The sequence below is a fragment of the Burkholderia sp. PvR073 genome (assembly GCF_054055695.1).
Window position 1 is genome coordinate 14,620 of the sequence record NZ_JBSRXO010000006.1, and the last position, 21,005, is coordinate 35,624.

A 21,005-nucleotide genomic window follows, 5' to 3' on the forward strand; every position below is an offset into this window, starting at 1 on the left:
TGCCGCCACGCGTGCGGTGACGAGCCGCACGCGCCCACGCACCGCCGCACGCATTCGCTTTTCCACGCCCGACAGGATCTCCCGATGCCTACCCGCTTTCGCCGCGCCGCCGTCGCGGTCGTCGCCTGTGCCGCGCTGACCTGCGCGCTGCCGCGCGCCGCGTTCGCCCTGACGGCCGCCGATACCGCCGCGCTCGCCGGCGACGACTTCGACGCGAAAACAACCGCGATCAAACGGATCGCCGCCGATGCCGATCCGCGCGCCGTCGCGCTGCTCAATGCGCTGTCGACCGGCGACGCGCTCGCGACCGGCGACGGCCGCCTGCTGATCCAGACCGGCGACACCGCGCACGATGCGCTGACGCAGGCCGCGACGCCGGCCGGCGACGCGCAGCCCGTGATGCTGAACAACCTGCTGCGCACGAAGATCGCCGGCGCGCTGTCGGGTCTCGCGCTCGCATCGCCCGATGTCGCCGCGCGTCGCGACGCGATCGACGCGCTGCTGAAGTCGCCCGATTCGGCACTCAAGCCGATGATCGAGCGTGCACGCGCGAAGGAAACCGACCCGGCATTGAAGCGCCGCCTCGACGCACTGTGGGCCATCGCCGCGCTGCACGATGCCGATCCGGCGAAGCGTCTCGAAGCCGTGCAGGTGGTGGCCGCGCGCAGCGATCTCGACATGATCGAGCAGTTGCGCCCGCTCGTCGCGAAGAACGCCGACGGCAGCTACACGGAACCCGACGCGCGGGTACGCGCAGCCGCACAGCAAGGGCTCGACGCGTTGCACGCGCTGCAGCGCCGCGGCGAGATCGTGGGCACCGTGTTCGCGGGCCTGTCGCTCGGCAGCGTGCTGCTGCTCGCGGCGCTCGGCCTCGCGATCACGTACGGGCTGATCGGCGTGATCAACATGGCGCACGGTGAATTCCTGATGATCGGTGCGTACGCAACCTATGTCGTGCAGACGCTGATCCAGCGCCATGCGCCGGCCGCGTTCGACTGGTATCCGCTCGTCGCGGTGCCCGTGTCGTTCGCGGCGGCCGCGCTGGTCGGCATCGTGCTTGAACGTCTGGTGCTGCGGCACCTGTACGGCCGCCCGCTCGAGACGCTGCTCGCGACGTTCGGCGTCAGCCTGATCCTGATCCAGGCGACGCGCATGCTGTTCGGCGCGCAGAACGTGCAGGTCGTGAACCCGTCGTGGATGAGCGGCGGCGTGACCGTGATGCAGAACCTGATCCTGCCGTACAACCGGCTCGCGATCCTCGCGTTCGCGCTCGCGGTCGTGTTCGTCGCTTGGGGCGTGCTGACGAAGACGCGGCTCGGCCTGTTCGTGCGCGCGGTCACGCAGAACCGTCGGATGGCCGCATGCGTCGGCGTGAAAACCGCGCGCGTCGATGCGTATGCGTTCGCGTTCGGCGCGGGTATCGCGGGCCTCGGCGGCTGCGCGCTATCGCAGATCGGCAACGTGGGCCCCGATCTCGGGCAGAACTACATCATCGATTCGTTCATGGCGGTGGTGCTCGGCGGGGTCGGCCAGATCGCCGGCACCGTGCTCGGCGGCTTCGGGCTCGGTCTCGTCAGCAAGGCGATCGAGCCGTTCTGGGGCGCCGTGCTCGCGAAGATCGCGGTGCTCGTGATGATCGTGCTGTTCATCCAGAAACGTCCGCAGGGCATGTTCGCCCCGAAGGGCCGCAGCGCGGAGGCGTGACATGACTTCAATCACCGATTCGTTGTCGAACCCGGTCGCCGACGCGCCGAAACCCGCTGCCGCCGTGCCCGCGAAGGAAACCTTCGCGCTCGGCCTGCCACCGCGCCCCGCGCTGCTGTCGCGCCGCGCCTGGCTCGCGCTCGTCGCGCTGTGCATCGCGATCGGCATCGGCGTGCCGCTGGCCGCGCTGGTCGCGCCCGAGTCCAGCGCGTTCCATCTGTCCGCGTATGCGATGACGCTGGGCGGCAAGCTGATGTGCTACGCGATCGCCGCGCTCGCGCTCGATCTCGTGTGGGGCTACTGCGGCATCCTCAGTCTCGGCCACGGGCTGTTCTTCGCGCTCGGCGGCTATGCGATCGGCATGTACCTGATGCGCGAGATCGGCCACGAGGGCAAGTACGGCAGCGACCTGCCCGACTTCATGGTGTTCCTCGACTGGCATCAGCTGCCCTGGTACTGGAGCGGCACGCAGCATCTCGCCTGGGCGCTCGCGCTGGTCGTGCTCGTGCCGGCCGTACTCGCGTGGGTGTTCGGCTTCTTCACGTTCCGCTCGCGCGTGAAGGGCGTGTACCTGTCGATCATCACGCAGGCGCTGACGTTCGCCGCGATGCTGCTGTTCTTTCGCAACGAGACGGGCTTCGGCGGCAACAACGGCTTCACCGACTTCAAGCGCATCGCCGGGTTTGCGATCACGTCGCCCGGCACGCGCACGGTGCTGTTGCTGCTGACCTTCGCGACGCTCGTGCTCGCGTTCATCGCCGCGCGCGCGATCGTCACGAGCAAGCTCGGGCGCGTGGTCACCGCGGTGCGCGACGGCGAAACGCGGCTGATGTTCCTCGGCTACAGCCCGCTCGCGTACAAGCTGTTCGTGTGGACGCTGTCGGCCGTGCTGTGCGGCATCGCGGGCGCGCTATACGTGCCGCAGGTCGGCATCATCAATCCCGGCGAGATGTCGCCCGGCAACTCGATCGAAATGGCGATCTGGGTCGCGGTGGGCGGGCGCGGCACGCTGATCGGGCCGATCGTCGGCGCGTTCGCGGTGAACGGCGCGAAGAGTTTCTTCACCGCGTACTTCGCCGAATACTGGCTGTTCTTTCTTGGCCTGATCTTCGTGCTGGTGCCGCTCTTGCTGCCGCGCGGGATCATGGGCCTCGTCGAAACGCTGCTTGCGAAGGGGAAACGCGGATGAACGGCACGGCCCTCTACCAGTTCACGCCACCGGCCGAAGACGAGCTGCTGACCGTCAGCGGCACCGCATCGATGGGCCGCGTGGTGCCGCCCGGCATCGACACGTCGCACGGCACGATCCTCTACCTCGAGGACATCGAGGTCAGCTTCGACGGCTTTCGCGCGCTGAACAAGCTGTCGCTCGCGATCGACGCCGGTGAGCTGCGCTGCGTGATCGGTCCGAACGGCGCGGGCAAGACCACGATGATGGACGTGATCACCGGCAAGACGCGCGCGGATGCGGGCAAGGTGTTTCTCGGCCAGACGATCGATCTCGCCCGGATGAACGAGCCGGAAATCGCGCGTGCGGGCATCGGCCGGAAATTCCAGAAGCCGACCGTGTTCGAACAGCATCCGGTGTGGGAAAACCTCGAACTCGCGATGCAGACCGACAAGGGCTGGCTCGCGTCGCTGCGCGCGCGGCTCGACCGCACCGCGCAGGCGAAGATCGAGGAAACGCTCGCGCTGATCGGCCTTGAAAGCGATGCATATCGCGCGGCCGGCGAGCTGTCGCACGGGCAGAAGCAGCGGCTCGAGATCGGCATGCTGCTGATGCAGCGCCCTGCCCTCTTGCTGCTCGACGAACCGGCGGCCGGGATGACCGACCACGAGACGATGGAACTCGCCGCGCTGCTGAACACGCTGCGCGGCACCTGCTCGATGATGGTCGTCGAGCACGACATGGACTTCGTCGCGGCGCTCGCGGGCGACACGGGCCGCGTGACGGTGATGGCCAACGGCGCGGTGCTCGCGCACGGCACGCTCGACCAGGTCAAGCGCGACGACGCGGTGATCGAGTCCTACCTCGGAAGATGATGCGATGCTGAAGATCGACGCACTGAACCAGTACTACGGCGGCAGCCATATCCTGCGCAACGTGAACCTCGCCGCCGAAGACGGCAAGCTCACCGTGCTGCTCGGCCGCAACGGCGTCGGCAAGAGCACGCTGCTGCGCTGCCTGATGGGCGTCGTCGCCGCGAAGAGCGGCAGCGTGTCGTGGCGCGGCACGCCGCTCGGCGCGTTGCCGCCATATGCACGTGTCGCGGCCGGGCTTGCCTACGTGCCGCAGGGCCGCGACATCTTTCCGCGGCTGACCGTCGAGGAAAACCTGCTCGTCGGCGCGGCAAGCCGCAAGGCGCGCTCGTCGGTGCCCGACCGCATCTACGACCTGTTCCCGGTGCTGAAGGACATGCGCGCACGGCGCGGCGGCGACCTGTCGGGCGGCCAGCAGCAGCAGCTCGCGATCGGCCGCGCGCTGATGAGCGAGCCGCAACTGCTGATCCTCGACGAGCCGACCGAGGGCATCCAGCCGTCGATCATCCAGGACATCGGGCGCACGCTACGCCAGCTCGTCGACGAATCGAAGATGACCGTGCTGCTCGTCGAGCAGTACTACGACTTCGCGCGCTCGATCGCGGACCACTACTGGGTGATGAGCCGCGGCGAGGTCGTCGCGGGCGGCGATGCGCGGGACATGGAGGCGAACGGCGTGCGCGAGCTGATCGCGGTGTAGCAGGCGGCCCGGGGGCGGCGGCGCTTCCGGCCACCGATCCGGCGCTTTGCCGAACAGCGCATGTCGGGCCCACGCCGGCGAAACGGCACGGCCTGCGAGCGGCGTTGCGTCATCCTGCAACGCGAGCGCCGAAGCGTATATTGTTGCGGTAGCATCCTCGTTCACCGCGCCCGCCCCTGCTTTGCACCGATGTCCGCCCCTGATTCCCACGCCTCGCTGTCCCGCCCCTCCGTCGCCAAATCGTGGCGCGGTCGCCTCGAGCTCGGCTTCGAACGGCACGGCGCGCGCACGACGCTCGTCCACCGGCTGCACGACGGCCCGCTGCGCGTGCAGCGGCCGCTGTATCCGGAAGGCGACGCGATCTGCCACGCGGTCATCGTTCACCCGCCGGGCGGCGTCGCGGGCGGCGACCGGCTCGACATCGGCATCGCGCTCGGCGACGGCACGCATGCGGTGCTGACAACACCCGGCGCGACCAAGTGGTACAAGTCGAACGGTCTCGACGCGACGCAACGCATCGGCATCACGGTCGGCGCGCACGCGAAGCTCGACTGGCTGCCGCAGAACAACCTGTTCTTCGACGCGGCCCACGCCGCGCTCGATTTCACGGTGACGCTCGGCGCGGGCGCGAGCGCGATCGGCTGGGACGCGACGCAACTCGGCAGGCAGGCTGCCGGCGAAACGTGGTCGGCCGGCCGCATCGCGTCGAGCTCGGCACTCGTCGATGCCGACGGACGGCCGCTCTGGACCGAGCGCGCGCTGCTCGACGCGCACGATCCGCTGCGCGGCGCGTTGCAGGGTCTCGCCGGCTTTCCGGTGTACGGCACGCTATGGGCCGCCGGCGCCGCGTGCGACGCGGCCCTTGCCGAAGCGCTCGCCGCGCGGATGCCGTTCGACGACACGCTGCGCGCGGGCGCGACCTGCGTGACGCCCGGCGTCGTGCTGGTGCGCGCGCTGTCGACCTCGATGGAAGCGCTTCAGCGTCACTTCGCCGACTGCTGGCTTTACCTGCGACCGATCGTGCACGGCGTCGACGCGCGGCCGCTGCGCCTCTGGCAAACCTGAGCGCGCGCCGCCCGGCACGCACCATTTCGGCGCAGCACCGTCGCCCGCGCTGCCCGCCATTCATGCATCGCGCACCACGAACGCGCATCGCCGCACGTTCCATCGGCATGGCACGTACCTTGCTGCTTACATAACGGATACAGGACGCACGGAAAACGACGCGGTGCTACGATGGCCCGCGCCTGTGCCGAAACCCCGCGCCCCGATAAAAAATTACGTTTTCCTGAACGATTGCCTTCATGAAACTGACTCCCCGAGAAAAGGACAAGCTGCTGATCTTCACGGCGGCGCTGCTGGCCGAGCGCCGTCGCGCGCGCGGGCTGAAGCTCAACTATCCGGAGGCGGTCGCATTCATCACCGCCGCGCTGATGGAAGCCGCGCGCGACGGCAAGACCGTCGCCGAGGTGATGCACTACGGCACGACGCTGCTCACGCGTGACGACGTGATGGATGGCGTGCCGGAGATGATTCCCGACATCCAGGTCGAGGCGACCTTTCCGGACGGCACCAAGCTCGTCACCGTCCACCACCCGATTCCGTGATCGAGGCCACCCGCATGATCCCCGGCGAAATCCTCACCGACGACGGCGAGCACGAACTGAACGTAGGCCGCCCGACGCTGACGGTCGTCGTCGCGAACACCGGCGACCGCCCGGTGCAGGTCGGCTCGCACTACCACTTCTTCGAAGTCAACGACGCGCTGTCGTTCGACCGTTCGGCCGCGCGCGGCTTCCGGCTCAACATCGCGGCCGGCACCGCCGTGCGCTTCGAGCCGGGCCAGACGCGTACCGTCGAGCTCGTCGAGCTGGCCGGCGACCGCGCCGTCTACGGTTTTCAGGGCAAGGTGATGGGGCCGCTGTAAGCCGCGCCCCACTCTTCAGGAACAGCACCATGACATTACGCTTGAGCCGCCGCGCGTACGCGGAAATGTTCGGGCCGACGACGGGCGACCGCGTGCGGCTCGCCGATACCGAACTCTTGATCGAGATCGAACGCGACTACACGATCTACGGCGAGGAAGTGAAATTCGGCGGCGGGAAGGTGATCCGCGACGGGATGGGCCAGTCGCAGCGCGTGGCCGCCGACGTGCCCGACACGATCATCACGAACGCGGTGATCCTCGATCACTGGGGCATCGTGAAGGCCGACATCGCGATCAAGCACGGCCGCATCGCCGCGATCGGCAAGGCCGGCAACCCGGACATCCAGCCTGGCGTGACGATCGCGATCGGCGCCGCGACCGAAGTGATCGCCGGCGAAGGGCTGATCGTCACCGCGGGCGGCATCGACACGCACATCCACTTCATCAGCCCGCAGCAGATCGACGAGGCGCTCGCGTCGGGCGTCACGACGATGCTCGGCGGCGGCACGGGGCCGGCCACCGGCACCAACGCGACGACCTGCACGCCGGGCCCGTGGCACATGGAGCGGATGCTGCAGGCGGCCGACGGCTGGCCGATCAACCTCGGCTTCCTCGGCAAGGGCAACGCGAGCCTGCCGCAGCCGCTCGTCGAGCAGATCGCGGCCGGCGCGATCGGCCTGAAGCTGCATGAAGACTGGGGCACGACGCCCGCCGCGATCGACAACTGCCTGTCGGTCGCCGACGACACCGACACGCAGGTCGCGATCCACACCGACACGCTGAACGAAGGCGGCTTCGTCGAATCGACGGTCGCCGCGTTCAAGGGCCGCACGATCCACACGTACCACACCGAAGGCGCGGGCGGCGGCCATGCGCCCGACATCCTGAAGGTGTGCGGCGAGGCGAACGTGCTGCCGTCATCGACCAACCCGACGCGCCCGTACACGATCAACACGCTCGACGAGCATCTCGACATGCTGATGGTGTGCCATCACCTCGATCCGTCGATCGCCGAGGATCTCGCGTTCGCCGAATCGCGGATCCGCCGCGAGACGATCGCGGCCGAGGACATCCTGCACGATCTCGGCGCACTGTCGATGCTGTCGTCCGATTCGCAGGCGATGGGCCGCGTCGGCGAGGTGATCATCCGCACCTGGCAGACCGCGCACAAGATGAAGGTGCAGCGCGGCGCGCTGCCGGAAGACGGCGCCCGCAACGACAACTTCCGCGCGAAACGCTACGTCGCGAAGTACACGATCAACCCGGCGATCACGCACGGGATCGCGCACGAAGTCGGGTCGATCGAACCCGGCAAGTGGGCCGACCTCGTCCTGTGGGAACCGGCGTTCTTCGGGATCAAGCCGTCGATGATCCTGAAGGGCGGGATGATCGCGGTCGCGCAGATGGGGGACCCGAACGCGTCGATCCCGACGCCGCAGCCGGTCCACTACCGCGAGATGTTCGCGACACGCGGCGGCGCGCTCGCGCGCACGTCGCTGACCTTCGTGTCGCAGATGGCCGCCGATGCGGGCATCGCCGAACGCTACGGGCTCGCGAAGCGCATCGTGCCGGTGCGCAACTGTCGCAACGTGACGAAGGCCGACATGATCCACAACGCATGGCGCCCGTCGATCAGCGTCGACCCCGAAACCTACGACGTGATCGCCGACGGCCAGTTGCTCACCTGCGAGCCGGCGTCGGTGCTGCCGATGGCGCAGCGCTATTTCCTGTTCTGATTTCCGGTTTTCGTTCCATGCGCACCCTCGACAAACGCATTGCCCCGAACGTGAAGCTCGCCGCGTCGCTCGTCGCGCGCGCGCCGACGCTCACGCTCGCCTATGACGCCCGCTGCAAGAGCCGCCTCGCGGCCACGCTCGATACCGGCGAGGAGGTCGCGGTCCTGCTGCCGCGCGGCACCGTGCTGCGCGACGGCGACGTGCTCGTCGCCGACGACGGCGCGCTCGTGCGCATCGCCGCGGCGCCCGAGACCGTGCTGCTCGTGCGCGCGGGCGATCCGCTCACGCTGATGCGCGCCGCGTATCACCTCGGCAACCGCCACACGCCGGTCGAGATCGGCGACGGCTACCTGAAGCTCGAAGCCGATCCGGTGCTCGCGGACATGCTGCGCCGGCTCGGCACGCAGGTCGAACCCACGAGCGCACCGTTCCAGCCGGAATCCGGTGCGTACGGCGGTGGTCACAAGCACGGACATGACGCGACGTTCGCCGAGGATTACGCGCTCGCGCAGCAGGTATTCGGCGAGCACCACGGCCATTCGCACTCGCACTCGCACTCGCACGATCACGATCACGATCACGATCACGATCACGATCATCAGCATGGTCCGGGCTGCACGCACGGCCACCACGGTCATGACCACCACTGAGCTCGTCGCGCTGCTGCATCTCGCGTCGCCCGCGCTGCCGATCGGCGCGTTCAGCTATTCGCAGGGATTCGAAGCCGCGCTCGACGCGAACCTGATCCGCGACGCCGACACCGCGCGCGACTGGATCGCAAGCGGGCTGACCGACGTGCTCGCGCACGGCGAACTGCCGTTCCTCGCGCACCAGCTCGCACGCTGGCACGCTCACGACGCCGATGCGCTCGCGCACGAGAACGCGTGGTTCATCGCGAGCCGTGAATCGGCGGAGCTGCGCCGGGAAACCGAGCAGATGGGCTGGTCACTCGCCCAGCTCTGCACATCGCTCGAATGGGGCGATGCCGCGCGCCGCGCGACGCTCTCGACGATTTCGCCGATCGCGCTGCCGACCGCGTTCGCCTACGCGGCGGCCGCGCACGACGCGAGCGCCGACGCCGTGCTCGCCGCGTACGCCTTCGGCTGGGTCGAGAACCAGACGTCGGCCGCGCTGAAAGCGGTGCCGCTCGGCCAGCTTGCCGGGCAACGCATCATCGTCGCGCTGCGCGGCGCGATCGACGCGGCCGTGCGCCGCGCGCTCGCCACGCCGCCCGACGCCGTCAACACGTTCGCGCCGCAGCTCGGCATCCTGTCCGCGCGGCACGAAACCCAGTATTCGCGGTTGTTCCGCTCCTGAACCCGACCCACGCCATGAACGCACCCGCTCTCTCTCCCGCCCGCCGCACCAAGAAACTGCCGCCGCTGCGCGTCGGCATCGGCGGCCCGGTCGGCTCCGGCAAGACCACGCTGCTCGAAATGCTGTGCAAGGCGATGCGCGAGCGCTACGACCTCGTCGCGATCACGAACGACATCTATACGAAGGAAGACCAGCGCCTGTTGACCGTCGCGGGCGCGCTGCCCGAGGAACGCATCATGGGCGTCGAGACGGGCGGCTGCCCGCACACGGCGATCCGTGAGGATGCGTCGATCAATCTCGAGGCCGTCGACCGGATGCTGTCGCGCTTTCCCGATGCCGACATCGTGTTCATTGAATCGGGTGGCGACAATCTCGCGGCGACGTTCAGCCCCGAGCTGTCGGACCTGACGATCTACGTGATCGACGTCGCCGGCGGCGAGAAGATTCCGCGCAAGGGCGGCCCCGGGATCACGAAGTCCGACCTGCTCGTGATCAACAAGACCGATCTCGCACCGCTCGTCGGCGCGAACCTCGACGTGATGGCGTCCGACACAAAGAAGATGCGCGGCGAGCGGCCTTACGTGATGACGAACCTGAAGGCGCTCGACGGCGTCGCGGACGTCGTCGCGTTCATCGAGAAGAAGGGGTTGTTGACGGTTTGAATAAGTGTCCAGACAGAACTACCTAGCATTTGCGCACGCAAGAGCGAGTCCGCTGCCCAAAAGCCTCCAGCGACTGTGCGACGGCAATTGACTCGGCTGGCGTCGACTCCTTACATTACGCTTTCTTCGTAAGTGAGGATTTTCGATATGCCGATTCCCGCACATATGTGGCTTAAGGATGATGGCGGCGCAGACATCAAAGGCTCGTCAACCGTTCAGGACCGTGAAGGAAGCATTGAAATCATCAGTTTTGGCCACGGTGTAAATCTGCCGGTTGATAGCGCTAACGGCAAGATCACCGGCAAGCGTACGCATTCACCGATTGCGTTCGAAAAGGAATTCGACGCGGCGACTCCCTATCTTTACAAGGCTGTTGCGAAGGGGCAAACGCTGCAATCGGCCGAGATCAAGTGGTATCGGATCAATGATGCCGGGAGAGAGGAGGTGTATTTCGTGATGCTGCTCGAAGGCGTAAAAGTCTGCGGCATCAATCCCGGCATGGCGAATACCAGACTGTCGCAGGCGGCCGCGCTCAATCACGTTGAAGCGGTCTCCATGATGTATGAGCGCATCACGTGGCACTATCTCGACGGCAATATCAAATTCACCGATTCATGGAATGACATCGGATAAGCAGGGAGCAGTCAATGGCTTATACCGGTAGATTTCTGGTGAATAACAGCTTTCTTTCCCCCCTTACCGTCAATGGTTTGGGTACGTTCGATGCGTTCTCTGGCAACGCGGAATTCCGTAATCGGGGTGGCTGCACGGCGGTGCCCGATAACGGCCCAATTCCTGCTGGTAAATACTGGATTGTAGAGCGCCCCACAGGTGGCATTCGATCTCAGGCGCTCGCATGGGCAAAAGACGAGTGGAATACCATTTTCGGCAATCCATCAAATCACCGTGAATGGCTCGCTTTGTATAGAGATGATGGCCGCATTGATGATGTGACGTGGGTTAATGGTGTCAAGCGCGGACAGTTCAGGTTGCATCCGGCAAGTGGGCACGGTATCTCACTCGGTTGCATCACATTGCCGAGCCGTGTCGATTTCCTGAGAATCCGCACGGCATTGTTGGCCACCAAGCCAATCCCGGCTGGCGATTCTGGGTTGAATGCATATGGAACAATTGAGGTCATCACGCGTGGCAACACTTGTCCGTAGGCTATTCAAGGTCGCCCTGTTTTTGGGCCTACTCGCCCTGTCCCTTCGGTATGTTCGCCCATACCCCTATGAATGGACAGAAAGCCAGATGCGCGCATGGCTGTACACATCACAGGCGCTAGGTATCCGCGACCCCGAAGATTTGTATTTCGTGGTGTGGGTGACTATCGAACTGATCGTGGCAGTGCTCGCCTACAACGCGATCATGTGGATGTGCCGACACTATCGCGGGAAAAAGCATGTCGAGAAATAGTGACCGAGAATGACCGAATTCGCAGGCCTTTCAAAATCATGGCGTTTATCGCTTAAGATGGCGCTGTTTACTGGCTTGTTTCTTCTATCCGTGCGCTGCATTGGTCGAAATGGGGCGACTCCAGAAAGCGAGGCGCTCAGGTGGTTGAGCATCGCGCAAAACCTTGGCCTGCACGAAGCTGATGATGTCTATATCCCGGTGATGCTGGCTCTTGATCTGCTGGTGGCAACGCTTGCCTATATGGCGATCATGAGGCTATGGAAGCACTATCGCGGCAAAAAATCCATGTTGAGAAATAGCGCCCGAGAATGACCCCTCTTGTCCGTAGGCTATTCAAGATCGTGCTGTTTTTCGGATTGTTTCTTCTCTCATTTCGTTATGTCCGACCATACCATGAATGGACGCCAGCCGAAGCGCGTGCATGGTGGCGCGCTTCGGATTGGCTCGGTGTCCGCGATCCAGAGGATTTGTATATCGGGGGATGGGTAACTATCGAACTGATCGTGGCAGTGCTCGCCTACATAGCGATCATGTGGATGTGGCGACGCTATCGCGGTAAAAAGCATATCGCGAAATAGTGACTGAGAATGACCTCTCTTACCCGTAGGCTATTCAAGATCGCCGTGTTCGTCGGCCTGTTCTGTCTCTCCGCACCCTACGTCCACACATATCCCATACCAATGCCAGAAAGCCAAGCACTCGCTTGGCTACACGTTGCAAATCGGCTTGGCATTCGCGACCCCGATGATCTATATATTCCGCTCGTCCTGCTGACTAATCTGCTCGTGGCAACGCTTGCGTATATGGCGATCATGAGGCTATGGAGGCACTATCGCGGCAGAAAAAGCCATGTTGAGAAATAGCGCCCCGAGAATGATGGCTTTTACCGGTAGGCTCTTCAAGATCGCTCTGTTTATCGGCCTGCTCGCTCTATCGCGTCGTAAGTCGTTATGTCGACCCATACCTCTATAAGTGGGCAGAAAGCCACGTACATGCTTACCTGATTCAAGGTTAACACGGCCTTGGCCGTTCAACCCGTTGCAGATCATTCAAGCACGGCGCGCTCGAAGGCAAGCCCTACACTTAATTATCCTGATCACCCTGCCCGTCCTGCATCGAGCGCGTGCCGCGCTCGACCGGCGGCAGCAACGCCGCGAGCACGTCGACCGAGCGCGCGGTCGCGCCGCGATGGCGCGCCGCGAACGCGGCCCCCGCCGCACCCATCGCGATGCGCCGCGCGTTGTCGGCGAACAGCGCGTCGAGCACGTGCGCGAGATCGAGCGGATCCGCGACCTGCATCGCCGCGCCGGCCGCGACCGCATCGGCGGTCGCCTGCGTGAAGTTGAACACGTGCGGGCCCATCAGCACCGGCACGCCGACCGCGCACGCCTCGATCAGGTTCTGCCCGCCGAGCGGCAGCAGGCTGCCGCCGATGAACGCGACGTCGGCGGCAGCGTAGTACGCGCCGAGCTCACCCATCGAATCGCCGAGCAATACCGTCACGTCGGCCGGCAACGGCTCGACCGCAGCGGGCCGGCCGGCCGCTAGGGCCGCCGCGTCCGCACCCCACACCGAACGGCGCACGCACTTGAGCCCGTTGCGCTCGACAAGCGCCTCGACTTCGCCGAAACGCTGCGGATGGCGCGGCACGAGGATCAGCAGCGCGCCCGGCGTGCGCATCGCGGCGAACGCCTGCAGCACCAACGCCTCCTCGTTCTCGCGCGTGCTGGCGGCGACCCACACGGGCCGCGTGCCGATCGCGTCGCGCCATGCATGACCGCGCGCGGCCAGCTCCGGCGGCGTGGTCATGTCGAATTTCAGGTTGCCCAGCACCGTCACGTTGCGCGCGCCGAGCGACGTCAGCCGCTCCGCATCGGCCGGGCTCTGCGCGAGCACGCGCGAGAAACCGCCGAACACGTCGCGCGTCGCCGCGCCGAACTTCGCCGCGCGCCGATGCGAGCGCGCGGACATCCGCGCGTTGGTCAGCACGAGCGGCACGTCCGCGCGGCGGCACTCGTCGATCAGCGTCGGCCACACCTCGGTTTCCATCACGAGGCCGAGCGTCGGCCGCCACGCGCGCAGGAAGCGCCGCACCGCGCCCGGCATGTCGTACGGCAGGTAGCAGCGCAGCACGCGGTCGCCGAAGATCTGCTCGCCGGTCGCGCGGCCGCTCGGCGTCATGTGCGTGAGCAGGATGCGCGCGTCGGGACGCGTACGCATCAGCGCGTCGATCAGCGGCTGCGCGGCGCGCGTCTCGCCGACCGACACCGCATGCACCCAGATCAGCGGCGCGCGATCGTCCGGCGAACGGCCCGTGACCTGGCCGAAGCGCTCGGCGATGTGCTCGCGGTAGCCGCGCTCCTTGCGCGAGCGCACAAGGAGCCGGATGACGGCGATCGGCGCGACGAGCCACCACAGCGCGCGATAGATCGCCCTCAGCATGAGCGGGCTCCGTCACCGCGAAGGATGCGGGGCGCGCTCAAACCAGCGCCCTGCCGGTCAGGCGCTCGAGAATCCCCAGCGGCGCGCATTCGCGGCGCACCATCGCGTCGACCGGCAGGAAGAAGGTCTGCTCGAGCATGAACTGGCCGGACATCACAGCGTGCGAAGTCTGATCCGAGAAACATATCCACACGCTGCCCGGCGGAAACGGCATCGTCTGCTGCGGACAGGTCTTCTGGTAATCGAGATCGGCCTTCATTCCGTCGTGCAGGTTCAGCATCAGGTGGTCGTATGCGCTGCGCGGAGACTTCGTCACGTGCAGCAGGTTCAGCAGCCACGCCGAGCCCGGCAACTGCGGCCGGATCTTCGGCAGGAAGCGCTTCGCGACGTCCTCGAACGGCTCGCCGACGCGCCACACGCGCGGCTGGCCGGCCGGGTTCACGTTCGTGAACACGCGCAGGATCCGCTCGCCGTAGTTCGGCCGCGACGGGAACGCGTCGACGTGCAGCCGGCTGTCGTCCTTGCGCCAGGACGTCTGGCGCGTCTCGACCTGCATCAGCCGCAAGCTCGTCGGCGCGACGCGCAGCTTGCCGCGGTATTCGGGAAAGAGGCCGTCGACGAGCGTGCCGGCCTGCTGCTGGAAGCGCGCGACGAGCGCGCGCACGGCGGACTGCGTGACGCTGTCGCCGAGCACGCCGGCGAGCACGCCGCCGTTGGGCGCAAGGCTGATGTTCTTGCGTTTCGGATCGGCGAGCGACGGATCGAGCAGCGCTTCCTCGCCGCCTTCGATCGCGAAGCGCAGGTGCGGGAAATACAGCACCTTGCCTTCCTCGACCGCGGCCAGCAGCTGCTCGCGCGGCGCCGACAGGTTGTGTCCGCTCCAGTCGGCGGACGGGACTTCGATGATCTGGGATTCGCTCATGATCGGTTCGCGTGCGTGACGGGCAGGAGAGGCAGGAGAGGCCGGGCGGGCGTGACGGGCATTACAGCAGACCAAAGCCCGCAAGCGCCGCCTTCACCTGCGCGATCGACGGCGGCTGCCCCGCCGTGCCGAGATTGACGACGTTCGGCGACCAGTAGCCGCCGGTTCGCCAGGCCGTCGCGAAATTGTACAGTTCGACCGTCGGGCGCTTGAGCGCGGCCGCGATGTGAACCAGACCTGTATCAACCCCGACGGTCGCGGCCGCGCCGTCGATCAGGCCGACGACGGCCGGCAGCGACAGCTTCGGCGGCACGATCGCCGCCGCGCCGAACTCCTTCGCGAGACGCTCGCTGGTTGCGCGCTCCGCGTCGTTGCCCCACGGCAGCACGAGCGACGCGCCGCGCCGCACGAGCGCCTGGCCGAGCTCGATCCACGCGGCGTCCGGCCACTGCTTGTCGGCACGCGAGGTCGCATGCACGAACACCACGTACGGCACCGGCAGGTTCAGGCCGAGCGCCGCGACGGCAAGCGCCGCCGCGCGCGTATCGAGGCCGAAATCGACCGGATCGGCCGGCGTCGGCGCCGGATCGCCCAGCGCGGCCGCGACCAGCTGGCGCGAGCGCTCGACCACGTGCGTGCGCGGCGCGATCGGCACGCGCTGGCGATAGAAGAAGCGCACCGGCCATTCGTAGCCGGCGCCGTCGGTGCGGTTGCCGAGGCCGGCGAGCAGCCCGCGCGCCCAGCTCGCGACCCAGGCCGTCTTGATCAGACCCTGGCAGTCGATCACGAGGTCGTACTGCTCGGCCACGAGCCGCTTGCGGAACGCGCGGATCTCGCGCCACGTCGCGCCCGAGAACGGCTTCTTGCGCCAGCGGCGCAGCGAGAACGGCAGCACATTGCGCACGCCGTCGACGAGCCGCACGAGGTCGACGAAGCTCTCCTCGACGAGCCAGTCGATCTGCGCATCGGGGTGGCGGCGCCGGATATCGGCGATCACCGGCATGTTGTGCACGACGTCGCCCAGCGACGACACGCGCACGATCAGGATCTTTTGCACGCTGAAAAAACGCCGGCGGACGGCCGGCGACAGGCATAAAGACGCGATTTTATCGCGCCCGGGACGTCAGACAGACAAAAAGCGGCCGCACGCGTCAGCGTGCGCCGCTTTTCGGGGATGGCGCGACGGCTCGTTCGAGCGTCACGCCGGCGGCGGCCCGCAGGCCGCCGGGGTTCAGAACGGCAGCTTGACGTCCGGCTTCGCGGCCGTCAGCACACGGCGGAAGTCGTCCTGAATGCGCTTGAGCCCTTCCTTGGTCTCCGATTCGAACCGCATCACGACGACCGGCGTCGTGTTCGACGAACGCGCGAGGCCGAAACCGTCCGGGTACTCGACGCGCAGGCCGTCGATCGTCACGACTTCCTCGGCACCGTCGAACTTCGCCTCTTTCTGCAGCTTGTCGATCAGGCGGAAGTTCTCGCCTTCGTCGAGCCAGAGCTGCAGTTCGGGCGTGCTCATCGCATCCGGCAAGCCGTTCAGCAGCGCGCTCGGATCGGCCGTCTTCGCGAGGATCTCCAGCAGGCGCGCGCCCGTGTAGAGGCCATCGTCGAAGCCGTACCAGCGGTCCTTGAAGAACACGTGGCCGCTCATCTCGCCGGCCAGCGGCGCACCCGTCTCGCGCAGCTTCGCCTTCACGAGCGAATGGCCCGTCTTCCACATCAGCGGCTCGCCGCCCTTCTCCTTCACCCACTGCGCGAGATGGCGCGTGCACTTCACGTCGTAGATGATCTGCGCGCCCGGGTTGCGCGACAGCACTTCCTCCGCGAACAGCATCAGCTGGCGGTCCGGGTAGATGATCTGGCCGTCCTTCGTGACGACGCCCAGGCGGTCGCCGTCGCCGTCGAACGCGAAGCCGAGTTCGGCGTCGGTGTCCTTCAGCGCCTGGATCACGTCCTGCAGGTTTTCCGGATGGGCGGGATCGGGGTGGTGGTTCGGGAACGTGCCGTCGATGTCGGTGAAGCGCTCGACGAGTTCGCAGCCGAGCGCCTTGAACAGGCGCGTCGCGAGCGGGCCCGCGACGCCGTTGCCGGCGTCGACGACGAGCTTCAGCGGGCGCGCGAGCTTCACGTCGCCGACGATGCGCGCGATGTACTGGTCCGCGACGTCGAACTCCTCGAACGTGCCGCTGCCCGTTTCAAAGCGCTCGTCGACGATGCGGCGGTACAGCGCCTGGATCTGCTCGCCGTAGATCGCGGCGCCGCGCAGCACCATCTTGAAGCCGTTGTAGTCGGGCGGGTTGTGGCTGCCCGTGACGACGATGCACGAATCGACGCGGCGTTCGCCGCCGTTCAGTGCAAGCGGCACGCTCGCCGCGAAATAGCCGACCGGCGTCGGCACCATGCCGACGTCGACGACGTCGACACCGGCCGCACGCAGGCCATCGGCGAGTGCGCCGATGAGCTCGGGGCCCGACAGGCGGCCGTCGCGCGCGACGACGACCGCGTCGCCGCCCTGGGCGCGCACTTCGCTGCCGAATGCCCGGCCGATCCCGCGCGCCGTGTCGGCGTCGAGCGTCTTGCCGACCACACCGCGAATGTCATATGCCTTGAAGATGGATTGGGAGATCATCGATTCTCTCTCGGTTGCGTGCATGGAAAATAATCTGGCCGCCTTTCGCGCGTGCCCGGCATCATACATGTGGGCCTTGCGCGACAAGGAACGGGGCGGCTGGTGCGGCCCCGATCCAACTTATAATCGCGGGTTTTGATGACGCGCATTCTGTCCATTTTAATGCCTAGCCGCTCCGCCGCCGCCACCCTCCCGCCTCCCGGCGCCCTGCCGGCCGCCCCAAGCGCGTGCGGCTGCCCCGCATGCTGAAGCGATTCGGCAACCCGGACGTCGCGAAGGCCGTCGCGAATCTCGTCTGGCTCGGGCTCGAACGGCTCACGCAGATCGGCGTCGCGATCGCGATCAGCGGTCTTCTGGCCCGTTATTTCGGGCCGGACGTGTTCGGCAAATGGCAGTATGCGAATACGCTTCTCCTCGTACTGGCACCGCTCACCTGGGTGTGCGGCGCCGAAATCCTGGTTCCGACCATCGTCCAGCGCCCGCCCGCGCAACTCGGCGCGGTGCTCGGCAGCGCGTTCGCGCTGCGCATCGGCGTGTCCGCCGTCGCGCTCGTCGCGACCTGGATCGCGATCGGCGCCGGCGCGTTCGACCCGCTCGTCGGCGCGATGCTCGCGGGCCTCGCGGTCACGATGGTGTTCCGCGAGCCGTTCGTCGGCGTGATCAACGCGTGGCTGCAGAGCATGACCTACAGCAAGCCGCAGCTCATGACCAGCATGGTCACGGCGCTGGCGAAGGCGCTGCTCGTCTGGCTGCTGGTGCGCGCGGCCGCCGGCCCTGCCCGCTTCGCGTGGCTGTGGGCGCTGGAGGCCGCCGCGATCGGCTTCGCGCTCGTGCTGTACTACCGCCATCGTAACGGCGGCGCGCTCGGCTGGACGTTCGACAAACCGCTGTTCAGGCACTTTGCCACCGCCGGCACCGTGTTCTGGCTCGGCCTGATCTGCATGTACCTGTTCCTGAAGCTCGACCGCCTGATGCTCGAGCGTCACGTGTCGTTCGCCGACCTCGGCCGCTACGCGGCGGCCCAGCAGCTCAACGAGAACTGGATCACGCTCGCGCTGATGCTCGCGCAGACCATCGCGCCCGCGTTCGTGTACCGCGTGCAGGACGTCGCGCGGCTGCGCCGCAACATCGTCCGGCTGACCGCGATGACCGCCGGCCTGATGACCGCCGGCGCGCTGGTGCTGGACGTGGCCGCACCGCTCATCGTCGGCAAGGTGTTCGGCCACGGCTACGAGGCGTCGGTCGACATCTTCCGCTGGGCCGTCTGGCTGTCCGTGCCGGCCGGCATCGAGGCGATAGGCAATCTTATCGTTCTCAAATATCAAGCAAAATTCGTGTTGCTGGCGAAATGGGTGCTCGCGCTCGCGATCGCCGCGCTCGTCAACGTGTTCGCCATCCCCCGGCTCGGCCTGTACGGGGCGCTCGTCGGACTGGCGGCCGGCTATGTCGCCGCCACCGCCGTTAATTTTTATTACATTCGTTTCAGGCTGCGCCCATGACGTCTCCCGATTGCCCGCTCCCGCTCGACGACGTGGCCGTGCTGATGCCGGCCTACAACGGACACGACGACGTCGCCCGCACCCTCGCGTCGTTCAGCGAGGACGCGCCGGTGCACGTGCTGATCGTCGACGACGGCAGCACGCCGCCGATCGTCGCGCCCGAGCTGCCCGGCCTCGCGGTCGACGTGCTGCGCATGCCGCAAAACGGCGGCATCGAGCGCGCGCTCGAGGCCGGCATCGACGCGCTCGCGGCGCGCGGCTTCCGCTATGCGGCCCGCATCGACGCCGGCGACCTCGCCGCGCCGCGGCGGCTCGCGAAACAGCGCGCGTATCTCGACGCCCATCCGCACGTGGCCTGCGTCGGCATGTGGACCCAGGTCGTGTCGCGCGCCGGCGAGCCGCGCTTCATGCTGACCCCGCCGGCCGATCCGCGCATGCTGCGCCGCACGCGCTTCCTGCGCTCGCCGCTCGTGCATCCGTCGGTCATGCTGCGCATCGACGCGGTGCGCGAAGTCGGCAACTACCGCGCGAAGTACCGTGCGGCCGAGGATCTCGATCTTTTTTTACGGTTAATGCAACGCTACGATTGCGCGAACCTGCCCGAGCTCGGCCTCTACTACGAGCTCAACGAGGGCGGGATCAGCGCGACCCGGCGCCGCCGCCAGCTGATTTCGACGTTGTCGCTGCTGCTGCGTCACTTCAACGCGCTGAACCCGTACGACTGGGCCGGCCTCGCCAAGAACCTGCTGCATTTCGTGACGCCGTACCGTACGCTGCAGCGAATCAAGCAGACGCTGTTCGCGGCGCGGCCGTCCGCTTAGGGTCTGTTCACGCCCCGGCATTTTCGACGCTTTATTTTTTCTTTATTTTCATGTCCGCTACCTCCTCGCTGCGCATCGCGCTCGTCTGCAACACGGCCTGGGCGATCTATACGTACCGCCACGGGCTGATCCGTGCGCTCGTCGCGCGCGGCGCCGAGGTCATCGTGATCGCGCCGCACGACCGCACGGTGCCGCTGCTCGAGCAGATGGGCTGCCGCCACGTCGCGCTCGCCGTCGCGTCGAAAGGCACGAGCCCGCGCGAGGATCTCGGCACGCTCGCCGCGCTGGTGCGCCATTACCGCGCGCTGCAGCCCGCGCTCGTGTTTCATTACACGATCAAGCCGAACATCTACGGATCGGTCGCCGCGTGGCTCGCGCGCGTGCCGTCGATCGCGGTCACCACCGGCCTCGGCTACGTGTTCATCCAGAAGAGCCGCGCGGCGAGCGTCGCGAAACGCCTGTACCGGTTCGCGTTCCGCTTCCCGCGCGAAGTCTGGTTCCTGAACCGCGACGATCTCGCGACCTTCACCGACGAGCAGTTGCTCGCGCACCCGGACCGCGCGCGGCTGCTGCACGGCGAAGGCGTCGATCTCGACCAGTTCGCGCCGGTGCCGCTGCCCGGCGGCAACGGCCCGGTGTTCATCCTGATCGGCCGGCTGCTGTGGGACAAGGGCGTGCGCGAGTACGTCGAGGCCGCGCGCGTGGTGCGTGCCCGCTACCCGGACGCGCGCTTCCAGCTGCTCGGGCCGCTCGGCGTCGACAACCCGAGCGCGATCAGCCGCGCGGACGTCGACGCATGGGTCGGCGAAGGCGTGGTCGAGTATCTCGGCGAGGCGCACGACGTGCGCCCGCACATCGCGGCGGCCGACTGTGTCGTGCTGCCGTCGTACCGCGAAGGCGTGCCGCGCACGCTGATGGAAGCGTCCGCGATGGGCCGCCCGATCGTCGCGACCGACGTGCCGGGCTGCCGCGACGTGGTCGCCGACGGCGAAACCGGCTTCCTGTGCCGCGTGCGCGACAGCGCAAGCCTCGCGCAGCAGTTGGTCCGCATGATCGAACTCGGGAACGCCGGCCGCGACGCGATGGGCGCGCGGGGGCGCCGCAAGGTGGCTGAGGAATTCGACGAGCAGCAGGTCGTCGAACGTTACCGGCAGACCATTCATACATTGACCGGCATCACACTCTGAAGG

23 protein-coding genes are annotated in these 21,005 nt (G+C 67.0%); 19 read left to right on the top strand and 4 right to left on the bottom strand.

The window, feature by feature from the left end; translation table 11 throughout:
* Positions 1-84 precede the first annotated feature (84 nt).
* The 16 genes from urtB (at position 85) to ACVK00_RS19075 (ending at position 12,083) form a co-directional block, all read left to right on the top strand.
* Entirely contained in the window at positions 85-1,704 is a 1,620-nt protein-coding gene (gene urtB, locus ACVK00_RS19000; RefSeq protein WP_354122927.1) for an urea ABC transporter permease subunit UrtB, read from the top strand.
* Between the two features lies 1 nt (position 1,705).
* Positions 1,706-2,893, top strand: coding sequence for an urea ABC transporter permease subunit UrtC (gene urtC, locus ACVK00_RS19005; RefSeq protein WP_284888888.1), 1,188 nt, complete (start codon positions 1,706-1,708; stop codon positions 2,891-2,893).
* Positions 2,890-3,747, top strand: coding sequence for an urea ABC transporter ATP-binding protein UrtD (gene urtD / locus ACVK00_RS19010; RefSeq protein ID WP_006752106.1), 858 nt, complete (start codon positions 2,890-2,892; stop codon positions 3,745-3,747). The genes urtC and urtD overlap by 4 nt, the downstream gene beginning before the upstream one ends.
* Positions 3,748-3,751: 4 nt before the next feature.
* Positions 3,752-4,444, top strand: coding sequence for an urea ABC transporter ATP-binding subunit UrtE (gene urtE / locus ACVK00_RS19015; RefSeq protein WP_006752107.1), 693 nt, complete (start codon positions 3,752-3,754; stop codon positions 4,442-4,444).
* Positions 4,445-4,633: 189 nt separating this feature from the next.
* On the top strand, positions 4,634-5,509 hold the full coding sequence (locus ACVK00_RS19020) for an urease accessory protein UreD (RefSeq protein ID WP_284888887.1): 876 nt from the start codon (positions 4,634-4,636) through the stop codon (positions 5,507-5,509).
* A 239-nt stretch (positions 5,510-5,748) separates the two neighbouring features.
* Positions 5,749-6,051 carry an urease subunit gamma gene (gene ureA / locus ACVK00_RS19025; protein WP_006406310.1) on the top strand — a complete coding sequence of 101 codons (303 nt, stop codon included), beginning with the start codon at positions 5,749-5,751 and terminating at the stop codon, positions 6,049-6,051.
* A 14-nt stretch (positions 6,052-6,065) separates the two neighbouring features.
* A complete protein-coding gene (locus tag ACVK00_RS19030; protein WP_228907022.1) occupies positions 6,066-6,371 on the top strand; it encodes an urease subunit beta in 306 nt (101 codons plus the stop codon).
* Between the two features lie 29 nt (positions 6,372-6,400).
* On the top strand, positions 6,401-8,107 hold the full coding sequence (gene ureC, locus ACVK00_RS19035; RefSeq protein WP_006752110.1) for an urease subunit alpha: 1,707 nt from the start codon (positions 6,401-6,403) through the stop codon (positions 8,105-8,107).
* Positions 8,108-8,124: 17 nt separating this feature from the next.
* Positions 8,125-8,757, top strand: a complete 633-nt coding sequence (gene ureE / locus ACVK00_RS19040) for an urease accessory protein UreE (RefSeq protein ID WP_354122926.1) — start codon at positions 8,125-8,127, stop codon at positions 8,755-8,757.
* The gene (locus ACVK00_RS19045) at positions 8,744-9,424 is read left to right on the top strand and encodes an urease accessory protein UreF (protein WP_284888885.1); all 681 of its coding nucleotides are present in this window, start codon (positions 8,744-8,746) and stop codon (positions 9,422-9,424) included. Before ureE ends, ACVK00_RS19045 begins: the two co-directional genes overlap by 14 nt.
* Positions 9,425-9,438: 14 nt before the next feature.
* Complete coding sequence (ureG, locus tag ACVK00_RS19050; protein WP_011656154.1) at positions 9,439-10,086, top strand: urease accessory protein UreG; 648 nt, start codon at positions 9,439-9,441, stop codon at positions 10,084-10,086.
* Between the two features lie 147 nt (positions 10,087-10,233).
* Complete coding sequence (locus tag ACVK00_RS19055; RefSeq protein WP_228907019.1) at positions 10,234-10,719, top strand: Hcp family type VI secretion system effector; 486 nt, start codon at positions 10,234-10,236, stop codon at positions 10,717-10,719.
* A 14-nt stretch (positions 10,720-10,733) separates the two neighbouring features.
* Complete coding sequence (locus ACVK00_RS19060; protein WP_284888884.1) at positions 10,734-11,252, top strand: DUF2778 domain-containing protein; 519 nt, start codon at positions 10,734-10,736, stop codon at positions 11,250-11,252.
* A gap of 88 nt (positions 11,253-11,340) precedes the next feature.
* The gene (locus ACVK00_RS19065) at positions 11,341-11,505 is read left to right on the top strand and encodes a hypothetical protein (protein ID WP_324251282.1); all 165 of its coding nucleotides are present in this window, start codon (positions 11,341-11,343) and stop codon (positions 11,503-11,505) included.
* A gap of 9 nt (positions 11,506-11,514) precedes the next feature.
* Entirely contained in the window at positions 11,515-11,817 is a 303-nt protein-coding gene (locus ACVK00_RS19070) for a hypothetical protein (RefSeq protein ID WP_228907016.1), read from the top strand.
* On the top strand, positions 11,814-12,083 hold the full coding sequence (locus ACVK00_RS19075; RefSeq protein WP_284888882.1) for a hypothetical protein: 270 nt from the start codon (positions 11,814-11,816) through the stop codon (positions 12,081-12,083). Before ACVK00_RS19070 ends, ACVK00_RS19075 begins: the two co-directional genes overlap by 4 nt.
* Before the next feature lie 505 nt (positions 12,084-12,588).
* Here the strand turns inward: ACVK00_RS19075 and waaA are convergent.
* From waaA to ACVK00_RS19095, 4 genes are all read right to left on the bottom strand, one after another.
* A complete protein-coding gene (gene waaA, locus ACVK00_RS19080) occupies positions 12,589-13,947 on the bottom strand; it encodes a lipid IV(A) 3-deoxy-D-manno-octulosonic acid transferase (RefSeq protein WP_284888880.1) in 1,359 nt (452 codons plus the stop codon).
* A 37-nt stretch (positions 13,948-13,984) separates the two neighbouring features.
* Positions 13,985-14,869 (bottom strand): Kdo hydroxylase family protein, encoded by an 885-nt coding sequence (locus ACVK00_RS19085; protein ID WP_011656152.1) that lies wholly within the window; start codon positions 14,867-14,869, stop codon positions 13,985-13,987.
* Between the two features lie 61 nt (positions 14,870-14,930).
* Positions 14,931-15,926: a lipopolysaccharide heptosyltransferase I gene (waaC, locus tag ACVK00_RS19090; RefSeq protein ID WP_284888879.1), complete on the bottom strand. Its 996-nt coding sequence runs from the start codon at positions 15,924-15,926 to the stop codon at positions 14,931-14,933.
* A gap of 174 nt (positions 15,927-16,100) precedes the next feature.
* On the bottom strand, positions 16,101-17,495 hold the full coding sequence (locus tag ACVK00_RS19095; protein WP_284888878.1) for a phosphomannomutase/phosphoglucomutase: 1,395 nt from the start codon (positions 17,493-17,495) through the stop codon (positions 16,101-16,103).
* Positions 17,496-17,737: 242 nt separating this feature from the next.
* Here ACVK00_RS19095 and ACVK00_RS19100 point away from each other — a divergent pair, with 242 nt between their 5' ends.
* From ACVK00_RS19100 to ACVK00_RS19110, 3 genes are read left to right on the top strand one after another with little or no spacing between them, the layout of a single operon-like run.
* The gene (locus ACVK00_RS19100; protein ID WP_284888877.1) at positions 17,738-18,994 is read left to right on the top strand and encodes an oligosaccharide flippase family protein; all 1,257 of its coding nucleotides are present in this window, start codon (positions 17,738-17,740) and stop codon (positions 18,992-18,994) included.
* Complete coding sequence (locus ACVK00_RS19105; RefSeq protein WP_175797580.1) at positions 18,991-19,815, top strand: glycosyltransferase; 825 nt, start codon at positions 18,991-18,993, stop codon at positions 19,813-19,815. The genes ACVK00_RS19100 and ACVK00_RS19105 overlap by 4 nt, the downstream gene beginning before the upstream one ends.
* A 50-nt stretch (positions 19,816-19,865) precedes the next feature.
* Entirely contained in the window at positions 19,866-21,002 is a 1,137-nt protein-coding gene (locus ACVK00_RS19110) for a glycosyltransferase family 4 protein (RefSeq protein ID WP_284888876.1), read from the top strand.
* The last annotated feature ends 3 nt before the right edge of the window (positions 21,003-21,005 follow it).

Bases quoted from the DNA above. Each gene is read 5' to 3' on its own strand.
- urtB (WP_354122927.1), top strand. From the start codon at position 85: ATGCCTACCCGCTTTCGCCGCGCCGCCGTCGCGGTCGTCGCCTGTGCC.
- urtC (WP_284888888.1), top strand. From the start codon at position 1,706: ATGACTTCAATCACCGATTCGTTGTCGAACCCGGTCGCCGACGCGCCG.
- urtD (WP_006752106.1), top strand. From the start codon at position 2,890: ATGAACGGCACGGCCCTCTACCAGTTCACGCCACCGGCCGAAGACGAG.
- urtE (WP_006752107.1), top strand. From the start codon at position 3,752: ATGCTGAAGATCGACGCACTGAACCAGTACTACGGCGGCAGCCATATC.
- ACVK00_RS19020 (WP_284888887.1), top strand. From the start codon at position 4,634: ATGTCCGCCCCTGATTCCCACGCCTCGCTGTCCCGCCCCTCCGTCGCC.
- ureA (WP_006406310.1), top strand. From the start codon at position 5,749: ATGAAACTGACTCCCCGAGAAAAGGACAAGCTGCTGATCTTCACGGCG.
- ACVK00_RS19030 (WP_228907022.1), top strand. From the start codon at position 6,066: ATGATCCCCGGCGAAATCCTCACCGACGACGGCGAGCACGAACTGAAC.
- ureC (WP_006752110.1), top strand. From the start codon at position 6,401: ATGACATTACGCTTGAGCCGCCGCGCGTACGCGGAAATGTTCGGGCCG.
- ureE (WP_354122926.1), top strand. From the start codon at position 8,125: ATGCGCACCCTCGACAAACGCATTGCCCCGAACGTGAAGCTCGCCGCG.
- ACVK00_RS19045 (WP_284888885.1), top strand. From the start codon at position 8,744: ATGACCACCACTGAGCTCGTCGCGCTGCTGCATCTCGCGTCGCCCGCG.
- ureG (WP_011656154.1), top strand. From the start codon at position 9,439: ATGAACGCACCCGCTCTCTCTCCCGCCCGCCGCACCAAGAAACTGCCG.
- ACVK00_RS19055 (WP_228907019.1), top strand. From the start codon at position 10,234: ATGCCGATTCCCGCACATATGTGGCTTAAGGATGATGGCGGCGCAGAC.
- ACVK00_RS19060 (WP_284888884.1), top strand. From the start codon at position 10,734: ATGGCTTATACCGGTAGATTTCTGGTGAATAACAGCTTTCTTTCCCCC.
- ACVK00_RS19065 (WP_324251282.1), top strand. From the start codon at position 11,341: ATGCGCGCATGGCTGTACACATCACAGGCGCTAGGTATCCGCGACCCC.
- ACVK00_RS19070 (WP_228907016.1), top strand. From the start codon at position 11,515: ATGACCGAATTCGCAGGCCTTTCAAAATCATGGCGTTTATCGCTTAAG.
- ACVK00_RS19075 (WP_284888882.1), top strand. From the start codon at position 11,814: ATGACCCCTCTTGTCCGTAGGCTATTCAAGATCGTGCTGTTTTTCGGA.
- waaA (WP_284888880.1), bottom strand. From the start codon at position 13,947: ATGCTGAGGGCGATCTATCGCGCGCTGTGGTGGCTCGTCGCGCCGATC.
- ACVK00_RS19085 (WP_011656152.1), bottom strand. From the start codon at position 14,869: ATGAGCGAATCCCAGATCATCGAAGTCCCGTCCGCCGACTGGAGCGGA.
- ACVK00_RS19095 (WP_284888878.1), bottom strand. From the start codon at position 17,495: ATGATCTCCCAATCCATCTTCAAGGCATATGACATTCGCGGTGTGGTC.
- ACVK00_RS19100 (WP_284888877.1), top strand. From the start codon at position 17,738: ATGCTGAAGCGATTCGGCAACCCGGACGTCGCGAAGGCCGTCGCGAAT.
- ACVK00_RS19105 (WP_175797580.1), top strand. From the start codon at position 18,991: ATGACGTCTCCCGATTGCCCGCTCCCGCTCGACGACGTGGCCGTGCTG.
- ACVK00_RS19110 (WP_284888876.1), top strand. From the start codon at position 19,866: ATGTCCGCTACCTCCTCGCTGCGCATCGCGCTCGTCTGCAACACGGCC.